Raw genomic sequence first — 26,569 nt, forward strand, 5'->3', positions numbered from 1 at the left:
AAAACTGAAAAAAATGAAACGAATCATATATATCATGCTATGCACGGCACTATTCACCGGGTGTAGTGAAGACTTTACCGATCTAGCACCAATTTCCAATAGGAACGAGGCTGATTTTTACAATACTGCTGACGATTTTGAAGCAGCTGTTACTGCCAGTTATGCAGGTCTTCAATCCACTGGGGTATACGGAAGGGGTTATTGGACCATGTTCGAGATGCGCAGCGATAATACCGATCAGGGGCCGGATGCCACTGGTTTGGCGCGTCAGTATACCGAAATCAACGCATTTACAGAAGATGCCCTAAATGAGCAGGTTACCTCCGCATGGAGCGAATCTTACCGGGTAATTGCCAATTGTAATGTGATTTTAGACCGTATTCCTGAGGTTGAAATGGAAGCTTCGCTGAAGGATCAAATATCCGGTGAGGCATTATTTATCCGTGCTTTGATGTATTACCATTTGGGCATCGGTTTTGGCAACATTCCATTACAGTTAACGCCTTTTGTGGCCGGGGATGAACTGACGCAGGTCAACGAAACTGCTGTGTTACAACAATTGGTCACGGATTTGACCATTGCAGAGGAAGGACTTCCGATTACGTATTCCGGGAACCAAGTCGGGAAGGCTACCAAAGGAGCAGCGGCTACCTTATTGGCCAAAGTTTTATTGACATTGGGTGAAAACGCCGCCGCCGAAACAGTCCTAAGAAGAATCATAGATGACTACGGATATGAATTGTTGCCGAATTATGCGGATTTGTGGGGCGTTGCCAATGAGAACAATGCGGAATCAATATTTGAGATTCAATACATCAGCGGGGGAATCGGTCAAGGAAGTTTATTTACCAATGATTTCTCGCCAAGTACCGACCTGCAAACCGGTTCCGGTTTTGGAAGAAACCGTCCAACACAATCCATGATGGATGCTTTTGAAGATGGAGATCTTCGATACGATGTGTCCATGGCCGCTTCATATGTCAACTTGGAAGGAGAAGTGGTGGAGCAAATGCACGTAAAGAAATATGAGTCGGATCTGGCCATTGAAAACGATTCCGATATCAATTTTGTGGTGTTCCGTTATGCCGATGTACTGTTGATGTTGGCAGAGGCGTTGGGAGAATCGCCAGAAAGTTATGACTTGATCAATGCGGTTAGAAATAGAGCTGGTTTGCCGGATATTGATGCATCGACCCCTGGAAGTTTTGAAGAAAAACTGCTACAGGAAAGAAGGGTTGAACTTGCTTTTGAAAATCATAGATGGGCCGACTTGAAGCGATTCAATGCAACGGATAAGGTGCTGGAGGCGGAAGACTTTGTAACAGCTACAAGACCGTACTTCTATATTCCTCAAAGAGAAATGGATATCAACCCAAACTTTGTTCAGAACTAGAAAGTTCAATGCCTATATAAATCGATTTTGTTTTCATTCGTTACGTTAGTTTGATTGATCAGCGCCCAAAACCATGGATCACCTACTTATCACTATGGGGCAATAGCTAGATTGAAATTGGATGAAAATATACTGAAATCATTGTTGCTTCTTTAGAAGTGACCAGGAATGGAACTGTTAAATTTTAATGAATTAAATATCAAATAGAAAAATGAAAAAATTGATAATGGCCGTTTGCCTATGTTTTGCGTTTACAACGGCTCAGGCCCAACAGAAGAAAGTCTTGAATATTTTGGCCATTGGAGCACATCCGGATGACTGTGATTCCAAGTTTGGGGGAACGGCGGCCTTATTTGCCCAAATGGGACACAATGTAAAATTCCTTGCCCTGACCAATGGGGATGCCGGACATCATGAAATGGGCGGTGGCGTACTGGCAAAAAAACGTAGACAGGAGGCTAAGGATGCCGCAAAAGCCTTGGGCATAGCCGAGTATGAAGTTTTGGACAATCACGATGGGGAGTTGTTCCCAACTTTAAATGTAAGATTGGAAGTGATCCGAAGAATTCGGGATTGGAATGCTGATATTGTTTTGGGACTTCGCCCTAATGATTATCACCCAGACCATAGGAATGCAGGATCCGTGGTACAAGATGCTGCCTATATGAACATTGTGCCCAATGTGGCACCAGATACCCCACCGCTTCAAAAGAACCCTGTTTTCCTATATATGAGTGATCGTTTTCAAAAACCATATCCCTTTCAAAAGGATATAGCGGTAATCGTGGACGGTGTTATTGACACCAAAGTAAAAGGTTTGGCCGCCCATGATTCCCAAATGTTCGAATGGCTACCATGGACCAACGGCGTGGACCTCTCCACAATTCCTACCGGTGAAAAGGAAAGACTGGCATGGTTAAAGGATAAATGGATGGACCGGACTGCGGACGAAAGTACTTTGGAAGCTGTTAAAAAATGGTACCCGAATGTGGATATTTCCAAGGTAAAACATGTAGAATATTTTGAAATATGTGAGTATGGAAAGCAACCAACAGATGCCGAAATAAAAGCGATGTTCCCCATGTTGGGTTCTAAATAAGGTAAATCACACTGACCGCCCAGGTAGAATCCAAACATAGATAACCCACCGTTTTAACATGGAGAATAGCAAGCCCGCGACCAAAAGATATAAACACATTATTGTATTGGTCATCATCGTATTTTTTGTGATATCGTTCATCACCAATATTTTAAATTCCATTATTGTGGATGTTAAGGACAGTTTTGACCTTAGCCTCACCTTAACAGGATTATTGCCTTTCACTTTCTTTATAGCGTATGGCATCATGTCGATTCCTGCTGGATTTTTATCCGAAAAATATAGTGAACGGACACTATTGTCTGTTTCATTTTTGGTCATGGCGCTTGCTTCCCTGGGTTTCGCATTACTGCCCCAGTATGCCGTTTTCAGTATCACTCTTTTCGTATTGGGTTGCTGTATGGCCGTATTGCAGGTAATTATCAATCCAATGCTACGCGTGGCGGGCGGTGAAGAACATTTTGCGTTCAATTCCGTATTGGCACAATTGGTTTTTGGTGCTGCATCTTTTTTGAGCCCATACTTGTATAAGTATTTGGTTAGCAAGGACAACAAGGAGGATGCATTGGCTGAAATGTTGCGCGGCTGGGTGCCCCAAGATTTGCCTTGGGTCTCCTTGTACATTGTTTTTGCTGCCATCGCTTTGATACTGTGCTTTTATGTGTTCTTTACAACATATCCAAGCTTCGAAAAAACAGAGGATGAAAAGGCAGGAGACCGTAGTTCCTATTGGGACCTATTAAAAAACAAATGGACCCTGCTCTACTTTTTGGGAATATTCTGTTATGTCGGAACAGAGCAAGGAGTGGGCAATTGGATCTCACAATTTTTGAATCAATATCACGGATTGGACCCACAAACTGTTGGAGCGAATACCGTATCCTATTTTTGGGCCATGTTAACGGTTGGTTGCCTGCTCGGCCTCCTACTGTTAAAATTTATGGATAGCCGAAAATTATTGATTTTAGTGACATCCATTACCATCGTATGCTTAGTGGTCGCACTGACAGGGTCGGCACAAATGGCATTGATTGGCTTTCCAATGGTCGGTTTCTTTATCTCTGTAATGTACTCCATCATATTTTCATTGGCCTTGAATTCGGTCAAGGAACATCATGGGTCCTTATCAGGTATATTATGTACGGGTATTGCCGGAGGGGCCATCATTCCATTTATTGTTGGAGGTCTTGGAGAAATAATGTCATTGCAATGGGGCATGTTCTTTTTGATCATTCCATTGGGTTTTATCCTTTCTATCGGATTTTGGGCGAATCCTTTGGTGAACAATACAACCATTAGTTTAAAAAAGGAATAGTGGAGGAAACAGCAGCGACAGTTTTGGGAGTGGATATAGGAGGCACCAAAATAAAAACAGGAAGGGTCTTGGAAGTGGAAGTGGTACAGACCGCATTTTCAAAGGTGGTGAAAACGGATGGGCAAGAAACCTCTCTATCAAAATTATACGACACCATCGAAGCGGTATTGACGGATTCCGTGACGGCCATTGGTGTTGGGGTTCCTGCCGTGGTCGATTTGCCTTCCGGAGTGGTGTTTGATGTGCAGAACATTCCATCATGGAAGGAAGTGCCCTTAAAGGAACTCTTGGAAAATAGGTTCAAGCTGCCCGTTTTCCTGAACAATGATGCCAATTGTTTCGCTCTGGGAGAAAAGCGATTCGGCAAAGCCATGGACTATAAAAATTGTGTGGCACTTTCGCTGGGAACCGGTCTTGGCATGGGTATCATCATTGAGGATACCTTATACAATGGCATACTGTGTGGTGCGGGAGAGGTAGGAATGCTTTCCTATAAAGATGGGATTTTAGAGCAATATACCGGCAGTTTCTTTTTTGAAGACACTTATGGGGAATCTGCAAAATCCTTGTACAAAAAAGCATTGGATAATGATATGAAAGCAATCTCAGCCTTTCGGGAGTACGGAGTGCACCTGGGCGAAGCCATTAAGAACATTCTTTATGTGTTTGCTCCAGAAGCCATAATTCTTGGTGGCTCCATAAGCAAGGCATACCCTTTTTATAAAACAGTACTGGATGGGGCACTGGACACCTTTGCCTATCAAAAACAATTGGAAAATTTTAAAATAGAAATCTCGGATTTGGTGGATTCGCCCATTTTGGGCGCAGCTGCACTTTGTCTGTAGAATAATAATCATAGCTAACAAATGAGAATATTACTAACAGCATTATTGACATGCTTCCTACTGCTATCCTGCACTCATAAGGAAGTTGCGGGAAATCAGCTGAGTATTACTGTCGAAAACAATAAGAAAGGAGCGCCCATTACATTGGGAATCCCTTTTCCAAAAGGAGAATTAAAGTCGGTGGACCACATGCGTCTATTGACATCCGATGGTATGGAAATTCCATGTCAAACCACAGAAGTGACCACCTGGGGCCCTGTCGATGACAGTATAAAATGGGTTTGGGTATTCTTCTTTTCTGAGGAAACGTCAGATTATGTGTTGGAGTACGGCGAAGGTATTGTGCCCATGCTTCCAAAAGAGAAAATAGTATCAGCCAATAATATGAGGCCAACTGGGGGTATCGAGGTAAATACGGGAGCCATATCATTTAATATCCATAAAAAAGGCAATGGCTTTTTGGATGAGGTGTTTCTAGATTCCAACCATGATGGGGCGTATTCGTCACAAGAAGTTATAGCCTCTTCGCCCGAAAAGCATAGAGGTTCCTTTCTGGATTTACTGGATGATAATGGAATAGATGCCTCCAAAGCGGTCATAAATGAGGTTTTTCGGGAAAAGGGATCAGGTCCCATGCATTCCATTTTTAGGATAGAGGGTACGTACACCTACAGTAGGGAGGATAACAACCTGTCGCCTTTTACCATTTGGCTTCATGCCTATGCGGGAAAAAGCTACATCAAAGTCTTGCATACCATGACCTATACCGGAATACCCGATAAACATAAACAACAGGAAGGGGAGCATGCCAATATTGCAACCCAAAACAAGAAAATTATTTCTGAAAATACAGAAGATGATAAAGGTTGGACACAGCCCAACGATCAAATTGCGGGCATTGGACTTCAACTTAAATACCACTTGGAAGACGATGTGCATGTTTCCATGCCATTGTACGAGGATTCTTGGAAAAATGATGATGCGAATACCACCATACACGAAGTTGCCCTGAACGATGAGGGTTCCGTGCAATTATTGCAAAAAGGTCCTGGATACAGAAAAAGTACCAGTCTTAGAAGCCTGTATTTAAACGGATTTGAAGAGGACGAAAGCCAAATGACCCCAAACAAAGCATTAGACTTTGAAGCTATGGTCCTCAAGGGAAAGGATGAATTTGCAAAGTCCCAAAGGGCCAAAGGTTGGATGAACATCACCGATGGAGAAAGGGGAATAGGCATAGGGATCAAAAATTTCATGAAAGAGTATCCAAAAGGGGTTAAGGTCGATCCTACTGCCCATTTGCTTTTGGGGAGTATCTGGCCCGAGGAAAATGGTCCCATGAGCTTTGCGCGACACCATGCGGAACCGGATGGAGGAATGTTGGACAATTTTGCGCAGGGCATCACCAAAACAACAGAGTTTGTTTATTATTTCCATGATAACCAAAGCGATGTAGCGGAAAAAATGGAATATGTTGTTGAGAGTCCAGTGGCACATACCACGCCGGAGTGGTACGCGAATTCCAAGGTTTATGGAAACATGGCACCGGCTTCGGAGGAACATCCGGAATTTGAAAATGCCCTTCAGTACAGGTATCAGTGGTGGGCCTACAATCAAAAAAACGAGCCTTGGTACGGTATGTTCAATTACGGTGATGGCAAAAGCTATTTCTTTAACGGAAAGTGGGTGCAATGGACCAATAACGAACCCACCGTGGATTTTATGCTTTGGACCAATTTTATGCGTACGGGAAAGCCCGAATATTTTAAAATGGCTCAAGCCATGAGCAGACATACTATGGATGTTGACAACATTCATTGGCCTAAAAAAAGAACCTATTATGGGGAAATAAATGATGCGATAGATTTTTGGGATTATGAGGATGAACCAGAGTCAACGCCTTACCTGGGTATTGGTAGAAGGCACGCCAATGAACATTGGTACGCACTTTTAAGCGCGCATGTTTGGATCCAGGGCTGGATTGCTGATTATTATCTGTCGGCGGACCATAGGGCACTGGAAGTAGCTAAGATGACCGGGGATACCTATTTGAACAGGATCTGGGGCGACCATGACTTAAGAGGAAGACGATTGTACCTTTCCGTTTTGAACATGGTGGAGCTCTATGATGCCACTAAATTGCAAAAATATAAAGAGGAATTGGATGAAAGGGTGCATTTGATGTTGGAGCTCCAAGAAAGACAAGGGGGTAATCTGTTGCTCGACAGGTATGGGTACGCTCAAACTTATGTGGCCCAAGGGTTGTACAAATATCAACAGATAACAGGGGACCAAGAGGTTCGCAAGGCCCTTTTGAAACATGCTAGGTGGGTGCGTGAGGTACCCCCATTAAATCATGAAATGGAATCCTATTTGGCAACTATTTACCCCTTGTTGCTCGGCTACGAAATAAGTGGTGAAAGGGTCTATTTGGATGAAGCTCTGGCTAGGGCCGAGGTTTTAAAAATAGGGGAGTTGCCCAAGAAGCCGGAAGCTTATGAATCTGCGGTCTCCTACAGTGAGGACCTTTTGAAAATATCCAATTTACCCATGAGTAAGGGACGTTTTACCAATTGGCAAACCAACCAAGGACTTCGCGTATTCGGTTGGACCCACGCCTATAATATCCCTTATTTGCTCTATTGGATGGAGCAGGATAATATCGATTGAAACTTGCAATCTTCGGAAGGGGTGGTAAAGCCTTAGGGCCACCACCCCTTTATTAACGCTACATCCATTTACCATGTCGTACAAAAAATTCGGTCTTGTATTGGGACCCTTACTTTTCATATGGATTCAGTTTTTTTTTACTGACGACACGCTGTCCGAACAAGGAAAAAATGTGTTGGCGTCAACTGTTTGGATAGGAGTTTGGTGGGTTTTTGAGGTGCTTCCCATTGCCATTACCGCTTTGCTCCCAATTCTACTTTTTCCCCTTTTGGGAGCCGTTGCCTTAGGGGATACTACAGCGAGCTATGGACATAAGTATGTATTTCTCTTTATGGGCGGTTTTATTCTGGCCGCTGCCATAGAAAAATGGAATCTTCATAAACGAATAGCATTACAGATCATAAAAGCTTTTGGTACCAACTTGTACTCCATTGTTCTTGGATTTATGGTGGCCACTGCATTTCTTTCTATGTGGATTTCCAATACGGCCACAACGGTAATGGTAATTCCCATGGCCATATCCATTGTCAAACAATTGGACGACAATCCGGATACTCCCGAAAACGAAAACAAGCTTTTTGGTAAGTTGTTGATGTTGTCCATTGCCTACGCCGCTTCCATTGGAGGAATCGCTACCTTGATCGGTACACCTCCCAATTTGGTATTCGCTGGATTTGTACAAAAAACATATGGTGTGGATATTAGCTTTTGGCAATGGATGAAATTCGGTCTGCCCGTCTCCTCAATCCTATTAGTTTTGGCTTGGTGGTATCTTACCAGAATGGCATTTCCCTTACAACAGGTCCGTTTTCCTGGTGGGAGAAAGGAAATAAATAGATTGTTGGACGAATTGGGACCATTGGGAAAGGAAGAAAAACGGGTCTTGTGCGTTTTTGTGTTCACCGCTTTTTGTTGGATCACAAGATCATTTCTTTGGCAAAAATTCATTCCCCAGATGGATGATACCATTATTGCTATAGGTGCTGCCATTGTTCTTTTTTTGATTCCGGCCAACCAAACAGGTCCTCTTCTTAAATGGAAGGAAGCGGTACAAATCCCTTGGGGAATCATTTTATTGTTTGGTGGTGGGATGGCTATCGCCAAAGGTTTTCAGGATACTGGTTTGGCCAACTACCTTGGGGGGCAAATGAGGGTTTTTGAAAGTTTGCCCTTGTTTGCTTTAGTGCTACTCATTATTTGCTGTGTAAATTTTTTAACGGAAATCACCTCCAATTTGGCCACTACCGCAATGATGCTTCCTGTGCTCGCACCATTGGCATTAACATTGGGAATTAACCCATATTTGCTGATGGTAGCCTGTACGTCGGCCGCATCATGCGCCTTTATGCTTCCCGTGGCCACACCTCCTAATGCCGTAGTGTTCGGTTCGGGTTTATTACAGATGAAGGATATGGTCCGTACTGGCTTTTTTATGAATGTGATATCGATTGTATTCATGGCTTTGGCTATTTATTTTTTGCTGCCGATAATCAAGGATTTTTCTTAATTGGAAATATTGTAATCATAAATTGGTTGGCTTGAGGAGGGTCCATTTAAGCTTGTTTCAGTACTTGACATGGCAATCAATGCAGGACTGACAGTGCAAAATCAATCCCATGATTCATTCGGATCATGATATAAGGCTTATAATGAATGAGCTGAGGAATGACATTCCAATTGAAGTCTTGAAGATAGAATTTTACTGTGCCGGTGGTAAAAATGTGGGAGCACAACAAAGATTGATTCGGATCTTTCAAGATTATTTTATATAGGCTCGGATACGCATTGAGGATGATTTGGGTATGGCAGTGAAATGTACCCATGGTATGCCTGGAGCGGTATGCATTTTAGGTACAGGGACAAATAGTTGTTTTTTTGATGGAACTAAAATCCATAAACGATTACCCGATTTGGGGTATCAGGTTAGGGATCTCGGCAGTGGCAATTACTATGGGAGGGAGTTATTGCGCAGTTATTCCTATGGTTCTATGCCTATTGAACTAAAAAAGAAGTTTGAACTTACGAATGATTTGAAGAACCAGGTAATTCTAAAAGCACTCTATCATGGAGAGAACCCAGGTTCATGATTGATAACAAGGAGCATCCGTTTCTTCAATTTTTGATTGGTGATGGGGGGCGAAGGTCTTTGATTGTGTATTGGGCCCTTATTCGTTTGAAATGGAGCATTACCCATTGTACTTTATAGGTTCCATAGGCTTTTATTTACAAAGTTTCATCAGGGAGAAAGCCAAGGATCATAATTCAGTTACGATGCATTTCATCGGTAAGCCGATGGAGTATATAGTAGTGACATCATAGGTTGTGGCAATTCGTATTTGTTGATACCCTATCGATGTAATTCTCAATACATGGAATTGAAAGTCCAAAAATTACACAAATTTGATTTCAACGATCTAGAAACAATAATGAACCCTAGGCTGAATTTAGCACGAATAATTGAAGTGATAGCTTATACAAACCTTGTTTGGTATATGTTCTGGAATGGTGCTGTCACATTTAATAAGACGGTTTATGATAGCTCTAATTTTAGGACTTACTAAGGATAAAGTATGTTCTAGCATCATCGCTATCCTAGAATTGTGATTTTACAAGTAGCATTTACTAAGTTACACGTTACTTTGAACTATTCGGATATGGAAGAATTAAGGGCAATAAGAGGGGTAAAAGTAGATTCCCTGCGATACAGTGATGGGTTTTCAAGTTTACAAAGAAAGTAGTGCGCAATGTGCATAAAAGAAATCAGAATGTCTGTAATGGTTGGCGAATGGCGGAGACTTATATCAAGGTAGCTTGTCAATTAAATTGCAAAGAACTACAACGATCAAAGTTAAAAACGTTTTAGCCACGATGATTTTTGGGTAGTACCACACCGGCTTTGTGCTTCATTGAATGTATAAATCCGCTGAAAGAGAACAATTATTCATAATATCAACAAATAAAAAACACCCAATCCATATGATAATTAGAAAGGCAAATGTGAATGATTCCAAAGCAATTGCAGAAATATTAATGCTTGTCATGGATACCATAATTTTTGAATTTATTGGGGATGACTCAATGGAAAAAGCTAAATCTTTTCTGGAAAGTTGGGTAAGTAAGAAAGCAAATCAATATTCATATCAAAATTGTTGGGTCGCCGATTCTGGAGAAGCGATAGTCGGAGTAGTCAATGTTTATGATGGTACGGATTACCAACGATTGAGAGTTCCGATCATGGCAGAGATAAGCACAAGGTTCCATACTAATATTACTTTAGAAAATGAGACGGAAAATGGGGAAATATATATTGATAGTATTGGGGTAAGCCCTGAATTTCAAGGCAAGGGCATTGGTTCAAAGCTTTTAAATTATCTGATTGGCGCATATGCCCATAAACATCGAACAACAATAGGGTTATTAGTGGATGTCGATAACTTTGGTGCCCATAGACTATACCAACGACTCGGCTTTGTGAAAGTTGGAGATAAAGTATTTTGTGGAAAAAAAATGGAGCACCTTCAACTTAAATTTTAATTAATTGGTATGGTTCAAGCTCAATCGTCCAATTCCGGGCGGAACTTATCCACTGTTTTGTGAAAAATTTGTAGTTCGTGTCTAGAGGTTGACACATTAGCTGCATTAGAGCATAGGTCAAAATAAAGGATAAGCAAAGCTACGAATATGGCAGGAAGTTTGCCCGATGGCCTCCCTACAATTCCAACAATTAATTGCCCAAAATAATTATATGCTGGGATTATTACATACATTTATGCCCAAATAAGTTCTTTACTTAATTTCTTTATCAAAACGATAAGGGTTTCCGACAGATGTCGGGATTAAAAGGGAATCGTGTGTAAATCACGAGCTGACGCGCAACTGTAAGTCCGATTCCATTTTGGAATAGTATGTTTTTGCCCATTAAGCCATTGTCCATATTTAGGATGAGAAGGCGGCAAAAATCGGTCAAGCCAGGATACCTGCCCATATCGTCCCCATTATTTGGGATTTGACGGTGCCTTCGCGTATAAGGCAGGTCGAACGTTTGAACTTTACCGGGGACTCCTCGGCAAATCCCGTATGCGTTCTTCTTGTTTTAAGGCATTGCGAAGTTGAGCTAAGGAGCTTTTATCTAATTGTTCAATTTTATAAAAGCTTTAGCAATGAAAACAAGCAATTTGGGCTACCCAAGAATCGGTGCCCACCGCGAGCTGAAAAGGGCTTGCGAAAAGTATTGGTCTGGCAAGATTGCCATCCAAGATCTACTAAATACCGGAAAAAGTATCCGAAAGGAAAACTGGATGCTCCAGCAGGAAAAGGAAATCGATCTTATCCCTTCCAACGATTTCTCGTTTTATGATCAGGTATTGGACACCACACTTATGGTGGGCGCCATACCGGATCGGTATTTAGAGGTAAAGGAACCCGGTACACATCTTTTTGACCTTTATTTTGCCATGGCTCGGGGGATACAAAAAGAGGGAGTGGATGTGATCGCCATGGAAATGACCAAATGGTTCGATACCAATTACCACTACATTGTTCCAGAGTTTACCAAAAACCAAGGATTTGAATTGCTTTCAACAAAGGCAATTGATGAGTTCAATGAAGCCAAGGCATTGGGCATCCACACCAAACCAGTACTTTTGGGACCGGTGACCTATCTATTGTTGGGCAAAGAAAAGGAAGAAGGTTTCCATAGGCTTGACCTCTTGCCAAATCTTCTTTCCGTGTACCATCACCTCCTTAAAAAACTGACGGATGCGGGGGCCACCTGGGTGCAATTTGATGAACCTATCCTTTCCACAGACCTGACGGACTTGGAACGAAACGCCATTACCAAAGTATACAAAGGGATCGCGGAAAAATTTCCTGACCTCAAAACCTTATTGGCCAGTTATTTTGGGGAATATGGGAGTAATCTTGATACCGTGCTCCAATTGCCTGTATGTGCCCTGCACCTGGACTTAAAAAGAGGTCCTGGTCAATTGGGCAAAATTTTGTTCTCTGGTCATTTGAATACTAATGTATCCTTGTCCCTGGGCCTAATCGATGGTCGGAATATTTGGAAAAACGATTTCCGGTCGTCCATGGAAATGATTCAAAAGGCCAAGACCCAATTGGGTGTGGAACGTGTTTTCATTTCCCCATCCTGTTCCCTTATACATGTCCCCTGTGATCTGGATTTGGAAAGGAATGAAAATACACTTTCAAAGGAAATCAAGGATTGGATGGCCTTTGCCAACCAAAAATTGGAAGAACTCCGTAGTTTAAAGACCCTTGTCGGTGTACCTGAATACGAATCCCATTCGATTTTCATGGATAATTTAGCCTCCATGGAGAAAAGGAAGCGTTCCAGTGCGATCCATAAGCCAATGATCAAACAACGGGTCGAACAACTGCGAGAGGAGGATTACCATAGATTATCCCCCTTTGCAAAAAGAAAGATTCTTCAGGAAGCCCATTTAAAGCTACCACTGTTTCCCACCACCACTATTGGATCCTTTCCCCAGACACAAGAGTTGAGAAATATGAGGGCCCTATATAGAAAAGGTGAATTCAATGAAGATGAATATGTGGAATTCTTGATGAAGGAAACAATAAAGGCCATCCTTTTTCAAGAGGAAATAGGTCTCGATGTCCATGTACATGGTGAATTTGAACGCAATGACATGGTAGAGTACTTTGGCGAACAATTGGAGGGGTTTGTCTTTACACAAAAAGGATGGGTGCAAAGTTATGGGTCGAGATGTGTGAAACCGCCCATTATTTTTGGGGATGTTTACCGGCCAAATGCGATGACGGTGTTCTGGACTTCTTTTGCACAGGCCTTGACTGAAAAGCCCGTAAAAGGAATGTTGACAGGGCCGGTCACCATGCTACAATGGTCCTTTGTGCGGGATGATCAGCCGCGTTCCACGACCTGTAAACAAATTGCATTGGCCTTACGTGACGAGGTAATCGATTTAGAAAAAGCAGGCATAGGAATCATACAGGTGGATGAACCTGCCATTAGGGAAGGCCTGCCTTTGCGTAAAAACGATGAGGGCCACTATCTGGACTGGGCCATCGGTTCCTTTAAATTGTCCACAAGCGGGGTGAAAGATTCCACCCAGATCCATACCCATATGTGTTATTCGGAGTTCAACGATATCATCAACTACATAGCGGATATGGATGCTGATGTCATTACCATTGAGTGTTCGCGATCACAAATGGAATTGTTAAATGCCTTCAAAACATTTGATTATCCCAATGACATAGGACCGGGGGTGTATGACATCCATTCTCCCAGGGTTCCTTACATCGAAGAGATTTTGGAACTCCTAAATAAGGCGCAAAGCGTACTGCCCGCATCCAAACTTTGGGTAAACCCTGATTGCGGATTGAAGACAAGGGGGTGGGAGGAAACCAAAAAAGCCCTGAAAGTGATGGTTTCCGCAGCCCAACAGCTGAGAGTGGCCATGGGCCAACCTTCAACTTAAGACCAAAGGGGGCCGATTATAGTATTGGCCCCCTTAACAAAGTGACCACCCGATTCTTTGGATATATCCAAGGCCGTCTGGATATCGTTTGCCAGTTCTTGAATTACGTTCCTATTATCAAGCTTTCCCGATGGAAATGAAAACAGCCCATTTTCATTTTTTACGGCCATATACATGTGTCTATGTTGAAAAGACATCAATATAGGTCGGTCAAATTCTTCTTTCAAAGCCACAATTTTTTCCATGATTGAAGCAGAAAGCACATAACGGGCCTCCACTTGGTCAGTACCGTATACCACAAACTTATTGGTAAATCTTGGATCTTCTAAATGTATTTCCTGCTCTTCCTTAAAGTTCAAACTGATCAATCGGTCCAATCTTGCCATTTGGTTTTTGGACAATACCACCGTATGTCCCTTCAATTTCTTTTTGAAGTGCAGCCAGCAGAACATACCTCGGAAAGTATAGTTGGTGTTATCTGCCAATTTGTTGTTTGACATATTCTTGAATACAGTCTGGTGTATAATCCCCAACATATTGAGTATGGGAATATGCATTATGGTGTCCAAAAACTTGTTGGCTACATTGTTTTCCACAATGCCCAAGTCCGTTATGTTAATTTCAATATCATTGGTTTTACTTCTAATTTGGCCGTAACTGTACATCGGTGATTCTTCCTTTATCCAGGCGAACAATTTGCTTTTTACCACTTCCTTCACAGGAGCTACCACACCTTGTGTAAACTCAACTTGAGGAAACAGCATTCTCACCATTTTGGCAATGGTTTTCTGTTCAGCGCCATTGAATTTTTGAAATGCTCTGGTAAAAATAATGGTTGTCGGATACAAAAGTAAGATCAACCCCATTATTGGATAGTGGGATGCGTACGGATTGGTGGGAGTGTTCTTAAATGCATCCAAAAAGGCCCAAGAGGTATTTTGGAGCTCTGGTACATAGGGTATACCCAGCAAAACGAGCATAAGCACTAGGTACATGCCGGTAATGCCCCACATGGCTTTTTGTAAAAAAAGGGTGCGTTTCCTTTTTTTATAAAGTGTATTCAGTTCTTCACTGGTTTCGGAATAGGTCGCTACTATACGTTCCTGCATTACCTTATTGTTATGGCCATTTTATGGTATTCCACGGACTGTCTGGGTTTTCCAAAACTTGTTGGTATAGATAGTATACTTCTTCTTTGTAGGTGTTGTAATCACTTTTCATATCTATGGCAAAACCAAGTGCGAAGCTTTTTCCAAATTCTTCCCAAGAGGAAAAATGTTGCAAGGCCAATTCTTTGGCAAAATAGATGACCTTCCAAGCCTCTTCTTCAGAAATAAGGTTGCCGGTAAAGGCTTTACGTGCCTGACCGGCCAATATGGCCGCATCATAACCTGCTACACCAAGCTGTAATTCCGAATCAAATGTGATAATACCCTTTTGCTTTAAGGCATTTAAAGCTTCTCCGGAGCTTAACGTTTTCAGGTATCGATGGGCCCGTTCATTGTTGCCGAATTTTTGGTCCATGAGTTCGCCCCATTTTTCTTGAGGCTCTTTTTCAATCATTCTTTGGATAAAATCAAAGTACCACCGGCGACCATCTTTCATAAAATATTCGGTCAAATCCCAATACCCTTCTACGGTATCGATGCCCCAACCTTCCAGATAGGGCTTAACATCTTTGGCGGTCAGAAATGACAGGGTGTTCGTGTCGGCTTTCCACCATTCGGCAATGGGGGTATACAGGGCTAGGCCAAATAATGGTTCTTGATTGAGATTGCTGTTTGGCGATTTTCTAAATTTTGCTTTTGTCTTGTCTGGAGCTTCGTATTCTTTCTTTCCAATTTTAAAATAGCGAATGGCATAGGAAGCGATGGCGACGGCCAGTATCACATAACCGTACCAGGGTAGGTTTTCAAACATTTGCATGGTTTATGGGTTTAAAAGTTGATGGACATTAATTTCTTTTTGCTCCGATTTTGGAATTTCCAAAAGGGTACCGGGTTTATCCTTTCGAACACTTGCAACAATACTTGCGGGAAACATTTGTATGGTATTATTATAGCTCGTTACCGCCGCATTGTAAGCGCGCCGGGCTGCCGATATTTGGTCTTCAATATCGGATAGCTCAAATTCAATATTCGCAAACTGCTTGTCGGCTTTTAAATCGGGATAGTTTTCAACAGTAATATTCAAACCACTCATCATATGCGTTAGCTCATTGGACGCTTTTATTTTTTCATTGGCTTCAGAGGCTTTCTCAAGAGTACTGCGCAGTTCAGTGATTTTCAGAAGGGTTTCCTTTTCATGTGCCATATATTTGTTGAGCATGGCGATAAGATTCGGAATCAAATCAAACCGCTTTTTAAGGTAAATTTCTATACTACCAAAAGCCTGTTTGACTTGATTTCTTTTGCCAATTATTCGGTTGTTGACAATAACGCCAATAAGCGCGATAAACGTTAGAATTATAATGCCGATAATGATTTTCATGATGCTGTTTTATAATGGTTATATGCGTAACTTTTGAAATTCCCACCCAAAGGGTTTGCCCAAAGACTGGATTGTTTTTAGGTAGTCTAACTCAAATTTTTGTAAGGTTTCCTCATATTCACGCACATCGTCTTCATTGCGTGTTTCGGTTACGGTTTTCACTGTTCTATTTTGAAAATCGATGCTATAATCCATTTCCTCACCTGTTACCCTTTGGGTGACACTTTCCTTATATTTGACCAATTCAAAAGCGCTGTTTTGAAATTTGAAAATGTATGTGTGGGAAGACCATGTTGTACATTCGCGACATGGCCATATATAGAAATCTATCTGTAATTCACCATTTGGAAAGATTTGAAGCCCTTTAAAAGGTTCTTCCATCGTGGGTGTGTTTCGATTGATGATAAACTCGTTGGATTGAAGCACTTTTTTGAATTTACCATTGCGTTTGCCAAAATAGATGCCAAGTATCCTAGGGCTTACGTGTAGCGTATCATTTTCAGTACCATTAGTATACTCAAATACTTCCTTTATTGAGGCTTGTGCGGCAAAAACCAAATCTTCATGACCATCACCATTTAAGTCTCCTGAAGCTTTTGACAGTATTTTCCAACCTGTTGGGAGTACCTCTTGTATTGTTCTGCCCTTGACAGATAGCTCCGGCAGCATAGGCTCACTTTGCGCGTGAAGCACCTGAACCAAAAAGACGACCATCAAAAAGACTATTTTTCTAAAATTCATTTCTAATTTGTTTTCAATGCCAGTTCATTGTTTTGATAGACGTATATGACATTTTTGTTCGTCTTAAACACATCTTTTGAGCCAGGCTTCAAAATCACCTCTTCAGATTTGAGGGCAAAAACAAGGGTGCCTTCCATTTCATTTATTTCCAGGATTTCGGTCAAATAATTTTCTTCATCATCTCCTTCCATATCAAGGGTTCCCATATGCTTTAGGGTTCCGTTTTCAAGCATAAAAGCCGCTCCTCCAAACGGGTACTCATTCGCCTTTTGACAAATAATGATGATTTTGTTTGATACGTCGCTTTTATAAAAATGGGGTTCAAACAAATAAACCTCCCCGACCCCTCTTGATTGAAATATGATTTCGTTGGATGCATCCAACAGTAAAAGGCGGTCACCCCAATCGGTTTCTGTTTCTGTATCCGATGCAAAATGTTTTCCATCCTCTGGAATATAGTTTCCACTTACGATTTTATTCCCGTTTAACTCAAAGGAATATGCTACATCAAAATTCTCTATTTGGATGTTTTTTAATTCCTGCGGTTGGTATTCGGTATATGAAATGCCCTCGGCATCGGTTTCAACATATGTCTTGCCATTGAATTCTAAAATGGAGTTTTTAAAGTGAATGGATGCTTCTGTTTGGCATTCCCCATCATTATCTTTAAAACTCTTGGTTTCGGTTATCTTGTTGTTTATCAGAATATCAAAATGGCCATTGGTCTTCTTGGTGCTTAGCACCACCGCTTTTTCTTCATCTTTAAATTTTCCGTCACAATCCCCGTTCCACTCTCCACCATTGTTTACAACGGTATAATCGGCAAGTACCTTGATCAAACTATCTTCTGATTTCATAAAAAGTGACAGCGTCTTATTTTGGTACGGATTTGCCCTTGAGTGCCCGAAGTAGGAAGCGTATAAACCGAAAGCCACTTTGTTTTCGGTAATCTTAAATGCATTTGGGTCCATCTGAATTTCGTCCAACTCTATGGCGTCTGAAACCCATTGGTTGGTCTGATTGCTTTCAAAGTAGTGGTGGGTTATTTTTCCGGAGCGGTTATTGGCAATAACGATATGACTGTTCAGGTCAAAATACTGCTCGCCCTCATCCACGATTTCTGGGATGACCACAATGGTTTCATCAGGATTGGCTGGATATTCTTTAGTGGAAATCAGGTTGGTCTTTGTTTGTACCCAATCCAATTTTAAGTCCATTAAAACACTGTTGATCATCGTGAAATTTTCAAAGGAATCGTTCAACCTTTTGGCGCCTACTTTTTCAATGGTACCATCACCCCCGATTTCATATTCAATTTCCTCCACTTCTTTGGTATTGCCCCAAAAGATTTTATTTACCGTCAATTTGTTTTCGCTAATTCGGGAGACTGTGCGGGACATACCCTCAGCTATTTCATCAAAGGCCACTTCTTGGTGTGCGATAGGTGTACCTCCAGTATTGTAATTGATCAATACCGTCTTCATTTCATGTTCGCCTTTTACAAGGGTAATGACAATGGTGTGGAAATTACTGGATAATGGAACCTGATAGTACGCAATAGGTCTGAAGTGGTGGTTTTCGTTATTAAAATCAGGATAGATTTGGTCCAATTTCAAAGCTTCGGCATCTATTTCATCATAATCGTCTTCATCGATAAAACTGTCAAAATTGGTCATTTCCACTACGGGCAATGTTCTACTTTTTGCTGCACCAAGTACTTTATCAAAACCAATATGCCCGATTAGGCGTAGGGTGTCCGTTACGGTTTCGACCTCTTCAATAGCGCCTTGCATCTTAGCCTCTGGTTCTTTTTTTTCTTCTTTGGTTCCTTGTCCACATGAAATGATTAAAAGTGCCAGTGTTATACAAAGATTTTTTATTTTAAATGCCATAAGTTCAGTTTTATAATTCTGTCTTTAAGCTGGCTTCGGTGTTGTCTTTATTGATAAAATTGTATGAAAGCCGTTCACCATGCTATGACCAAACAGTAAGAATGCCATCCGTTTTATACCCCTCTTTTTACCGAGCCTTACTTTCCAGTGATTCAATTTGAAATATCCTCTTTTGTCCGTTTTGGTCATGTTTTTAATAGTGAACTCCTCTAAAACCTTTAGATTTTGTAATGGCCTATATCGTTTTTAGCCAGGACGATCCCCTGATAAAAATGTCTGGGTTTTTGACTACAGACCAGTAGGGTAAAGACAAATAAGCAATACATCTTTTAACGTTTATTTTATAGGTCATTTTAGCGCCAACCTTAACCATGCTATCAAGGGGGGTGTTTAATTTTCTTCAAACCTTCTTATTTTTTTCTTGATACCTAAAAATTTAGGATCCATAGCTTCAACTTTTTTGAAATTTTTCAATGCATTGATAGTATCTCCTTTGGCGAGTAATGCATCACCATAGCTATCATAGACATTGGCTGAATTTGGATATTCATCTTGATTCAATTTAAAAATGCCTATGGCATCATCAATTTTCTTGTCTTCTAGCAGTTCATATCCCAGAAAATTAAGCTCGTATTCATTAAAGACATAGGCGCCTTGTTGCTCTAATTTTAGCTTTTTATAATGGTCTACGGCTGCTTTTATTCCTTCGTTCTGTACTTTTTTTCCTATGACGTCAGCAATAAATGTTCTTGGGAATCTAGGTGGCTGGTTGTGAAGAACATCAATTAAACCATCATCCATATTGAAATACCTGCTATTGTTATTTGTCAATGTTATAATGCAATTTTTTTCTTCAATTTCCCGGTAAATATTCGTTAAGAAACCGGCCCAGCCCCCCATATGTTTTACCACTTTTTTATTGTTTGGTGATACATCAATAAACCAACCAAAACCGTAATCTGTTTTATTTCCGTTATTAAGTATTCCAGGTGTAAATGCCTCGATTAATGTTTCCTTTGAAATAAGAACATCAGTATATAATATGCTGTCCCACTTCATAAGGTCTTCCAGCGTTGAATATATTCCCCCATCTCCATAGGCAGGATTCAGATAATGTGAATCAGTAGAAAACCTATCCGTTCCATTGAATTTGGTGCCAAACCCAAAAACCCGATTGGGCATATGTTTATCGTAGCCGGGCATATACTTATATGCAGACGTATTATGCATTTCCGCAGGTATAAAAATATGTTCTTGCAGATATTCACTAAATGGCATTCCAGATGCCCGAGAAATGATGGTGGCAAGTAAATTGTATCCTGTATTGCTATATTCCCATTTGTCACCGGGTTTAAAATGAGCTGGGGGTTTGTGTTCACATAGCATTTTAAGGATATCTTCATTGCCGGAAATAAATCTTTCCGGGTTATCGTATGCCAAATCTATTTTCCAATTCTCGTTCATGACCTTGGTATAATCTGGCAACCCAGAGGTATGATTTAGTAGGTGTCTTATTGTAATTCCGTGATAGGGCAGTTCTGGAAAAAATTCTCTAATATCCTGATTGTAATACAGTTTTCCATCATCTTTTAATATCATGATAGCCATTGCGGTAAATTGTTTGCTTACAGATCCCAACCTAAATACAGAATTCAATTTTAACGAATCTATAGGGTCAAAATTTCCTATTCCAAATGTCCCTTGAAATACAATTTCACCATTTTCAATGATGAGTGCATTTCCATTAAATTGTCCTCTAGTGTATAGTTCAGTTAAATATGATTGGTATTTATCAGCTTTAGTCCGAGTATTTATTTCTGATGTGTTTTGTCTTTGACCGCAGGCCAGTAGCACAAAAGTTAATAAGTAGACGCTATATTTTACACTCATTTAGTCTATCAGTTTGGTTTCCCTTCTTTTTTTATATCAAAATTTTCTGCATCCAGAACAGTTAAACTAAAAGTTTCTTCCAGCAGTACATTACCACCGGCACCGCCTCCTTCATTGGTAATGGTCAGGTATATGGTTTGGGGATCATTTGTTCCGTTAATGACCATTTCATTAAAATCATAATTACTTAAAGTAAAACCGTCATTGCCTTTTATGTTTAAAACATTATTGGCAAATGTGATTTTAAGGGTGTCAAAATTGTCCTGTTCCTTCCATTCGTTCAGAATGTGATCTTTGAGGGCCAAAACAAAGTTTTGAGGGTCAATATTTTCAACGGCATCTGGATTCATATTGATTTTATCTTCTGATACATCCGATTTTTTGGAATCGACCAAAACGATATTTTCAGCATTATATTCAAAAACATCAATCTGTGACCAATCCCATGATTTTGAATCCCGCGTATTGATTCCAGTCACTTTATAGCTCACCGTAATTGTTTTTTCCGCTTCATTGTTCTGTATTAGAATCTCATTAAAAGTGGTCTGAATTGTTGCTGTGTTGGGCATCGTGGGACAACTTTCGAGTTTTTTTAGGGCGACGGTATCTTTGGCAAACCATTTTCGCAAAAAGCTGAGTTGTCTATCGGAACATTGGTGGCCCAAATCCAATGCTGATCCAATGCGGCACCACAGGACATTTTCGTTTCCTTCCGAGTCATAGCCCCCTTCACATTCGTTGCCAATGTCATAGGCGACAAAACCCAATGCCGCTTTTTCAGGATTGCTGATGTTTTCGCAAAAAGAGGCATTGATGACCATAGAACTCACTTCTGCTTTGATTCCTTCATCATAAACAGTTTCGCGGGATAAAAATGTAATCGGCTTGTTGCCCGATGCAATTTTTTTGGCAGTAATGGCTACCTCCTCTATATGGACAATCGCTTCATCCCCAGGATTAACAATACTATCCATTTTCCATTGGACCGCTATGAGGTCACCTTGCCTGAAATTGTAATCTTGATTATTGCGCCAGTCCCAATTATAAATCAGTGAAACCTTAGCACCATTTTTTCGGACCTTTAGGTACCAATAATCAAAATCGTCTTCGTAGTCACTGAACTCAAGGGTATCGGTATAGGTTAGGTTTAAAAACACCGGTTCGTCCGGTCGCAAAGCACTGCTCAATTTTGTGGGCTTATTATCGGTTTCCAGGTTGTCGACTTTCTCGTGAACCATCTCTGTTTTCTGCACTTTTGTTTTGGGTACCTCTTTCTGCTTGCCTCCTTGGCCGCAGGCCGCAACTAAAAGAAACAGTAGGATACATGTGTATTTCATTTTAAACTTTTTTGAATTAGATAACATCAATGACCTTTTCAAGGATATAGTGGACCAATGCCACGAGTACGGTAATAATCAGGAGGGCCGCCAAACGGATAACCGTCCTTTTCGGGTTGTTTTTCAGTTTCTTTCTTAGGTAAAAAACATTTAACAACACGAAGCCTAATGCAATGGTACCCCCAACCCACAGACCAACCTGAATCATTCCAATATCATAAAACAGATGCAGCAGATAGCCCAAACCTTCTTCGCTTACCGTATTGGACCCTAAAATCAAACGCATATAGCCAATGCCTATGAACAATGACAAAAGGGACCATAATAAGTAGGTCAATATGTGTTTTAAAATTCGCATCTATAACATTTCTTTTATGCAAACCGTGTCTCTTTCAACTTCATCGGGGATTCCTTTTAGCTTCTCAAAAAAATGGGTGTTAGCCATATTTAATCCTTGATGCACATCGCAAACATAGATAAAGGCATCTTCTTGATTGCTGCTTTGGGTTTTGTAGACCGAATGCGTCAATATCCAACTATTGTTTTTAAAGACTATGTGATGGTAGGTCTCGTTGAATCCACGGTCAGGAAATTCGGTTTTAATGAAAAAGCCGCCCTGTTCTACAACCACATCAACTATTTGATTGCCTCCATCCTCTGAAAAATTGGTCGTCTTTAAGGCGAATTGGTATTCTTCTCCATCATTTAAAAAAAGTAATAGTTCGTCACCTTGATAAGGTCCGGCACTTACTATTTTATCGAGTACGCCATCGTTGTTTATATCAATATCCTTTATAAAAAAGTGCTCATTTTCTACGTAATCCGAAAAGGTGTAGGTGCTATTGGTCTCGTCATCTGGAAAGGGGTCAGGATTTTCATTGTTGTCAAAAAAACCTGTTTCAAACAATTCTTCTAAAATCTGCTTTTTTGAAGTATTTAAATGGGAAGCAATATCAGCATCAAATTTTGGATGTGGCCCATCAAAGAGGAAGAACAGGACCGATTTTGCCTTGTCATCACTAAGCTCGTTTATCAAATTGTATTTTTCGTTTTCCTTGATATGGTTTATGGCATGGTGCTGAAAGTAGTTGACCGCATCCGCCTCCCATCGGCCATTTTCACAAATACGGATGATGTTTTTTTCATAACTGGGGTATTTGTTGGTTCGCAACAAATAAAAAAAGTATTCAATATAATGTACACTGTGTTCGTAAAGTGCATGGGGGGCATCATTTGGTGTATCCCAGCCAAAATAGTTTTGGAACTGATTAAAATCCTTAGGAAACTGTCGTAGAAATTCTTGCTCATCTTTGTCTTCCATGGATTTATATAGGTTTTGGATGCTGATTTCCATGGGACTTTTTTCTTGAACCTCGGCTGTAGCTTCCCATTCGTCCTCCTTTAAGTTTTCTGACGTTTCCATAAGGGGTTTGGTCACCGAGTTTTTGATGTTTTGCTTTTTTTCAAGAGGCTTGTTCCCTTGACCACAAGACAGCAATAAGAGGGCTAGAACCACCAATAGGAACTTCATTTTACACGTTTTGATTTAGGGTCAATACCTTTCGTTAAAATATTATTTAGGCTATCCATTTTTAAGAATTCACCCTCCTTGAAATAATTGATTTCACCACAGTACAAGGTTGGGTCATTTGGGCATGGGTCATAATAAAATTCTGCCAACCTATAATCCTGATACATGCCCAGCTCTTCAGTAACAAAGCCTCCTAAATCTTCTTCATGGTCAATAAAATAACCAGTGCCTGCATCTCCAATAAAACCAAAGGTCATGCCCCCATATGCATAAAAATAGATGGCGTTTTCTCCAGTATAGGAAAGAGATTTTCCTGTGGTATGGTCGGTCTTCAAGTGTTCCCTTATTGTTTCTGCGATGGCTCGTTCTACACTGGAATAATCCTTATTAGGATATTTTATCAAATACAGATTGGGGTATACTTCAGACTGTATAAACTGCATATTCTTAAAAAAGAAGTGGTGGATTGCCATTCCTACGATACCCACTACCAAGACTACTGATACTGCTTGAATCCGTCTTTTGCTTTTTAAAGTCCACTTGAAAAACCGAAAGGCAAGGATCAACAGTAGAATTGCTACAATAACCAGTATGGCAAGGATGAGTATGAACACGAGATGGGTTTGTTTTTTTTAGTATAAAATGCTTCAGTTAATGTGTGTTGGTTATATTTATTTCAACGGTATATAATGGGTTTTCGGCATAATCTGCATTCTCATGCAGGATCCGTATCAAATAGCCTCCTTTTTTCAATACCACGTTGTACTGTCCAAATAGTTTCCCGTTTTTGTTTAGGTATTCTTCCATGGTAAAAAAGCCGTTGTTTTCAAAAATTGAAAAACTGAAATCCTCTCCTCCTACATTAGGTTCAATACGTATCGACACTTCGGCTTCCTCTTCCAATTCCACTAGGAAAAATGTGGCATTGGCATATAAGGCTTCGGTAAAGGAGGAAAGGGATTGGGGCTTATCAATGGTTACAGCATTGGCGTAAAAAAGAGGCTCCATAAAGTTGACAAGTTCATATTCGCCATTACTATGGTTTTTTTGATAGGAGTACAACCCTCCCTTAAACTTAAATCTTAAAACGGGGTTCTTTTCCGTTAAGTCTATGGCATAATCAAATTTTGTTGGATAAATGGCTTCGTACCATTCATTACCAGCCTCTATAAGAGGAGCATAGGCTACATGTTCTAAATAAACCTTTTTGGTATGGATTGCGCTTGGATAAATGCCTTCCAACACATAGTTTATATTTTGAATGTTTTTTAGTTCTTCATTTATCGTTTCCTGTGATTCGCCTTGAAACATATAAAATCCGGTGACAAACTTTCCGTTTTTCCTAAAGACCCAATTTTCGACGCCTATCTCGTTTTGTAGTCCAAAGTGGAGAAACCTTCCTTTCTCTATTTTATAAAGGGGTTTTAGGCCCGCTGTTTGGTTTGGGCAGCCCGCACATTCCGCTTGAAGAAAGTTCACCAAAACCGATGTTGACTTTCTCCAATTTTCCAAAAGCACTACTTCTTTTTCTTCAAGCACCTCTGAAAATGATTTGGAAACATCCTCATTCGTGATTTCTTGGAACGGATATTTTACCTCATCCAATGTTTTAAAAACCACGACTTCTTCAGGAGTTGGCACTAATGCTTTACATGAAACAAATAAGAGGGCAATGAACAGCATAGCCCTAAGCTTTTTAAAGAATGGGCCATGATTCAAAATAGTATCATATACAATCATTAATCCTTTCAAGGTGACCAGTTTTTTTTATGGTTAAGGCAAGCCATTTATCAAGGCTTCCAAAGCTCTATTTGCTGTAATGCGTCATTTCGGCCCCAAAATCGTTCACAAATGTGTTGTCGAGTTCATCCGCTTTTGTGGCAAGTGCGGCAAGGCACTCCAGAATTTCATTTTTATGGTCGGAATACAAATCGCTGATATGGATGCGATACGATAAGTAGATTTGATTGTCAGAAATGGACAATCGATGCGGGCCCATATCTGCTGTTAGGATGTACTCATAAATCTCGGCGAGATTTTTACGCGGTAAGTTGTTTAAGGGGGAGGTTGCGAAAAGGTAATTGTTGTCATAAACGAACATTCGTATCTCCGCACTGCCTTGGTGAAAATACCAACGCTCCCTGCCCGACCTGGCCAAAACGGGATTTATGCGCAACCTAGTGATGGCCTCCTCTACCTTTAGGCTAAAGTCCGATAAGGCCATTTCTTCAAACAAGTTTTCATCTACGTTTGTGCCACAATTGGGGCAATAATCGGTTTTTTCTTCAATAAGTCCCCCACAATTGGAACAGCCTAGAGTGAAGGCATCCGATAGGTCATTGACAATCGTTAATTCTTCCCGAAGGGTTTCCATGGGAATGGCAAAACCCATGTTGTCGGCATCGGAAAATTTTGAGGTCACTATGCCCATTAACTCCCCTTTTTCATTGATAACCGGCCCACCGCTATTGCCAGGGTTGATGGCGGCATCTGTCTGGATGTAATATTGGCCTCCTATACTTTGGCGCGGATTTGAAACAATACCTTCGGTAACCGTAAACGGCATGCCGTAAGGATAGCCCAAGACAATTACCTTGTCTCTGACCCGTGATTCCGTATGATGGTCAATAACCACCGTATCAATAGGTTTGGGAAGATCGTTAGCCCGTAAAAAGGCAATGTCCTTTCCTGGATTTATATACAGTACTTGGGTCAAATACCTATTTTTATCTTTCCCTTCCAGGCTAACAGTCCTACAACCCGCCACTACGTGGTAATTGGTGATGACCAGGTCATTTTCTTTGTGGTAAAAACCTGTTCCCGTACCGTTTGCCGTATTTATCTTATATACCGAACTTTCTATGTGGTTCATAATCCCCTTGTG

At 40.8% G+C, this 26,569-nt stretch carries 20 protein-coding genes and 1 riboswitch; of the genes, 8 read left to right on the plus strand and 12 right to left on the minus strand.

Annotated elements, in window-relative coordinates; translation table 11 throughout:
• Positions 1–13 precede the first annotated feature (13 nt).
• From ABT310_RS11675 to metE, 8 genes are all read left to right on the plus strand, one after another.
• A complete protein-coding gene (locus tag ABT310_RS11675) occupies positions 14–1,393 on the plus strand; it encodes a RagB/SusD family nutrient uptake outer membrane protein (RefSeq protein WP_375324060.1) in 1,380 nt (459 codons plus the stop codon).
• 211 nt (positions 1,394–1,604) lie between these two features.
• Entirely contained in the window at positions 1,605–2,492 is an 888-nt protein-coding gene (locus tag ABT310_RS11680) for a PIG-L deacetylase family protein (protein WP_375324061.1), read from the plus strand.
• A 58-nt stretch (positions 2,493–2,550) separates the two neighbouring features.
• The gene (locus ABT310_RS11685; protein WP_375324062.1) at positions 2,551–3,807 is read left to right on the plus strand and encodes an MFS transporter; all 1,257 of its coding nucleotides are present in this window, start codon (positions 2,551–2,553) and stop codon (positions 3,805–3,807) included.
• Positions 3,807–4,652 (plus strand): ROK family protein, encoded by an 846-nt coding sequence (locus ABT310_RS11690; RefSeq protein WP_375324063.1) that lies wholly within the window; start codon positions 3,807–3,809, stop codon positions 4,650–4,652. Before ABT310_RS11685 ends, ABT310_RS11690 begins: the two co-directional genes overlap by 1 nt.
• Positions 4,653–4,673: 21 nt before the next feature.
• Positions 4,674–7,322 (plus strand): hypothetical protein, encoded by a 2,649-nt coding sequence (locus ABT310_RS11695; RefSeq protein ID WP_375324064.1) that lies wholly within the window; start codon positions 4,674–4,676, stop codon positions 7,320–7,322.
• A gap of 73 nt (positions 7,323–7,395) precedes the next feature.
• Entirely contained in the window at positions 7,396–8,829 is a 1,434-nt protein-coding gene (locus tag ABT310_RS11700) for an SLC13 family permease (protein ID WP_375324065.1), read from the plus strand.
• Between the two features lie 1,469 nt (positions 8,830–10,298).
• Positions 10,299–10,856, plus strand: a complete 558-nt coding sequence (locus ABT310_RS11705; protein WP_375324066.1) for a GNAT family N-acetyltransferase — start codon at positions 10,299–10,301, stop codon at positions 10,854–10,856.
• Positions 10,857–11,119: 263 nt separating this feature from the next.
• A riboswitch (cobalamin riboswitch) is annotated at positions 11,120–11,322 on the plus strand.
• 160 nt (positions 11,323–11,482) lie between these two features.
• Positions 11,483–13,804, plus strand: coding sequence for a 5-methyltetrahydropteroyltriglutamate--homocysteine S-methyltransferase (gene metE / locus ABT310_RS11710; RefSeq protein WP_375324067.1), 2,322 nt, complete (start codon positions 11,483–11,485; stop codon positions 13,802–13,804).
• Here metE and ABT310_RS11715 read toward each other — a convergent pair.
• The 12 genes from ABT310_RS11715 to ABT310_RS11770 all read right to left on the minus strand — a co-directional run bounded on the left by ABT310_RS11715 (position 13,801) and on the right by ABT310_RS11770 (position 26,557).
• Complete coding sequence (locus tag ABT310_RS11715) at positions 13,801–14,913, minus strand: DUF3137 domain-containing protein (RefSeq protein WP_375324068.1); 1,113 nt, start codon at positions 14,911–14,913, stop codon at positions 13,801–13,803. The two genes, metE and ABT310_RS11715, sit on opposite strands and share 4 nt — an antisense overlap.
• 10 nt (positions 14,914–14,923) lie before the next feature.
• On the minus strand, positions 14,924–15,730 hold the full coding sequence (locus ABT310_RS11720; protein ID WP_375324069.1) for a DUF1266 domain-containing protein: 807 nt from the start codon (positions 15,728–15,730) through the stop codon (positions 14,924–14,926).
• 3 nt (positions 15,731–15,733) lie between these two features.
• On the minus strand, positions 15,734–16,294 hold the full coding sequence (locus tag ABT310_RS11725; RefSeq protein ID WP_375324070.1) for a LemA family protein: 561 nt from the start codon (positions 16,292–16,294) through the stop codon (positions 15,734–15,736).
• Between the two features lie 18 nt (positions 16,295–16,312).
• Positions 16,313–17,035: a hypothetical protein gene (locus ABT310_RS11730; RefSeq protein ID WP_375324071.1), complete on the minus strand. Its 723-nt coding sequence runs from the start codon at positions 17,033–17,035 to the stop codon at positions 16,313–16,315.
• Positions 17,036–17,037: 2 nt separating this feature from the next.
• The gene (locus tag ABT310_RS11735) at positions 17,038–18,927 is read right to left on the minus strand and encodes a hypothetical protein (RefSeq protein WP_375324072.1); all 1,890 of its coding nucleotides are present in this window, start codon (positions 18,925–18,927) and stop codon (positions 17,038–17,040) included.
• 390 nt (positions 18,928–19,317) lie between these two features.
• Positions 19,318–20,817 carry a serine hydrolase gene (locus ABT310_RS11740; RefSeq protein ID WP_375324073.1) on the minus strand — a complete coding sequence of 500 codons (1,500 nt, stop codon included), beginning with the start codon at positions 20,815–20,817 and terminating at the stop codon, positions 19,318–19,320.
• 8 nt (positions 20,818–20,825) lie between these two features.
• The gene (locus ABT310_RS11745) at positions 20,826–22,154 is read right to left on the minus strand and encodes a hypothetical protein (protein WP_375324074.1); all 1,329 of its coding nucleotides are present in this window, start codon (positions 22,152–22,154) and stop codon (positions 20,826–20,828) included.
• A gap of 16 nt (positions 22,155–22,170) precedes the next feature.
• On the minus strand, positions 22,171–22,512 hold the full coding sequence (locus ABT310_RS11750) for a hypothetical protein (protein ID WP_375324075.1): 342 nt from the start codon (positions 22,510–22,512) through the stop codon (positions 22,171–22,173).
• Complete coding sequence (locus ABT310_RS11755) at positions 22,513–23,685, minus strand: hypothetical protein (RefSeq protein WP_375324076.1); 1,173 nt, start codon at positions 23,683–23,685, stop codon at positions 22,513–22,515.
• Entirely contained in the window at positions 23,682–24,299 is a 618-nt protein-coding gene (locus ABT310_RS11760; RefSeq protein WP_375324077.1) for a hypothetical protein, read from the minus strand. Before ABT310_RS11760 ends, ABT310_RS11755 begins: the two co-directional genes overlap by 4 nt.
• 37 nt (positions 24,300–24,336) lie before the next feature.
• Positions 24,337–25,437: a hypothetical protein gene (locus tag ABT310_RS11765; RefSeq protein ID WP_375324078.1), complete on the minus strand. Its 1,101-nt coding sequence runs from the start codon at positions 25,435–25,437 to the stop codon at positions 24,337–24,339.
• Positions 25,438–25,492: 55 nt separating this feature from the next.
• Positions 25,493–26,557, minus strand: coding sequence for a trypsin-like peptidase domain-containing protein (locus ABT310_RS11770; protein WP_375324079.1), 1,065 nt, complete (start codon positions 26,555–26,557; stop codon positions 25,493–25,495).
• Positions 26,558–26,569 lie beyond the last annotated feature (12 nt).

Origin of the sequence: Flagellimonas cixiensis (genome assembly GCF_042134615.1) — a bacterium.
Classification (GTDB): domain Bacteria; phylum Bacteroidota; class Bacteroidia; order Flavobacteriales; family Flavobacteriaceae; genus Flagellimonas; species Flagellimonas cixiensis.

Coding starts and splice junctions, on each gene's coding strand:
- ABT310_RS11675 (WP_375324060.1), top strand. CDS start 14: ATGAAACGAATCATATATATCATGCTATGCACGGCACTATTCACCGGG.
- ABT310_RS11680 (WP_375324061.1), top strand. CDS start 1,605: ATGAAAAAATTGATAATGGCCGTTTGCCTATGTTTTGCGTTTACAACG.
- ABT310_RS11685 (WP_375324062.1), top strand. CDS start 2,551: ATGGAGAATAGCAAGCCCGCGACCAAAAGATATAAACACATTATTGTA.
- ABT310_RS11695 (WP_375324064.1), top strand. CDS start 4,674: ATGAGAATATTACTAACAGCATTATTGACATGCTTCCTACTGCTATCC.
- ABT310_RS11700 (WP_375324065.1), top strand. CDS start 7,396: ATGTCGTACAAAAAATTCGGTCTTGTATTGGGACCCTTACTTTTCATA.
- ABT310_RS11705 (WP_375324066.1), top strand. CDS start 10,299: ATGATAATTAGAAAGGCAAATGTGAATGATTCCAAAGCAATTGCAGAA.
- metE (WP_375324067.1), top strand. CDS start 11,483: ATGAAAACAAGCAATTTGGGCTACCCAAGAATCGGTGCCCACCGCGAG.
- ABT310_RS11715 (WP_375324068.1), bottom strand. CDS start 14,913: ATGCAGGAACGTATAGTAGCGACCTATTCCGAAACCAGTGAAGAACTG.
- ABT310_RS11720 (WP_375324069.1), bottom strand. CDS start 15,730: ATGCAAATGTTTGAAAACCTACCCTGGTACGGTTATGTGATACTGGCC.
- ABT310_RS11725 (WP_375324070.1), bottom strand. CDS start 16,294: ATGAAAATCATTATCGGCATTATAATTCTAACGTTTATCGCGCTTATT.
- ABT310_RS11730 (WP_375324071.1), bottom strand. CDS start 17,035: ATGAATTTTAGAAAAATAGTCTTTTTGATGGTCGTCTTTTTGGTTCAG.
- ABT310_RS11735 (WP_375324072.1), bottom strand. CDS start 18,927: ATGGCATTTAAAATAAAAAATCTTTGTATAACACTGGCACTTTTAATC.
- ABT310_RS11740 (WP_375324073.1), bottom strand. CDS start 20,817: ATGAGTGTAAAATATAGCGTCTACTTATTAACTTTTGTGCTACTGGCC.
- ABT310_RS11745 (WP_375324074.1), bottom strand. CDS start 22,154: ATGAAATACACATGTATCCTACTGTTTCTTTTAGTTGCGGCCTGCGGC.
- ABT310_RS11750 (WP_375324075.1), bottom strand. CDS start 22,512: ATGCGAATTTTAAAACACATATTGACCTACTTATTATGGTCCCTTTTG.
- ABT310_RS11755 (WP_375324076.1), bottom strand. CDS start 23,685: ATGAAGTTCCTATTGGTGGTTCTAGCCCTCTTATTGCTGTCTTGTGGT.
- ABT310_RS11770 (WP_375324079.1), bottom strand. CDS start 26,557: ATGAACCACATAGAAAGTTCGGTATATAAGATAAATACGGCAAACGGT.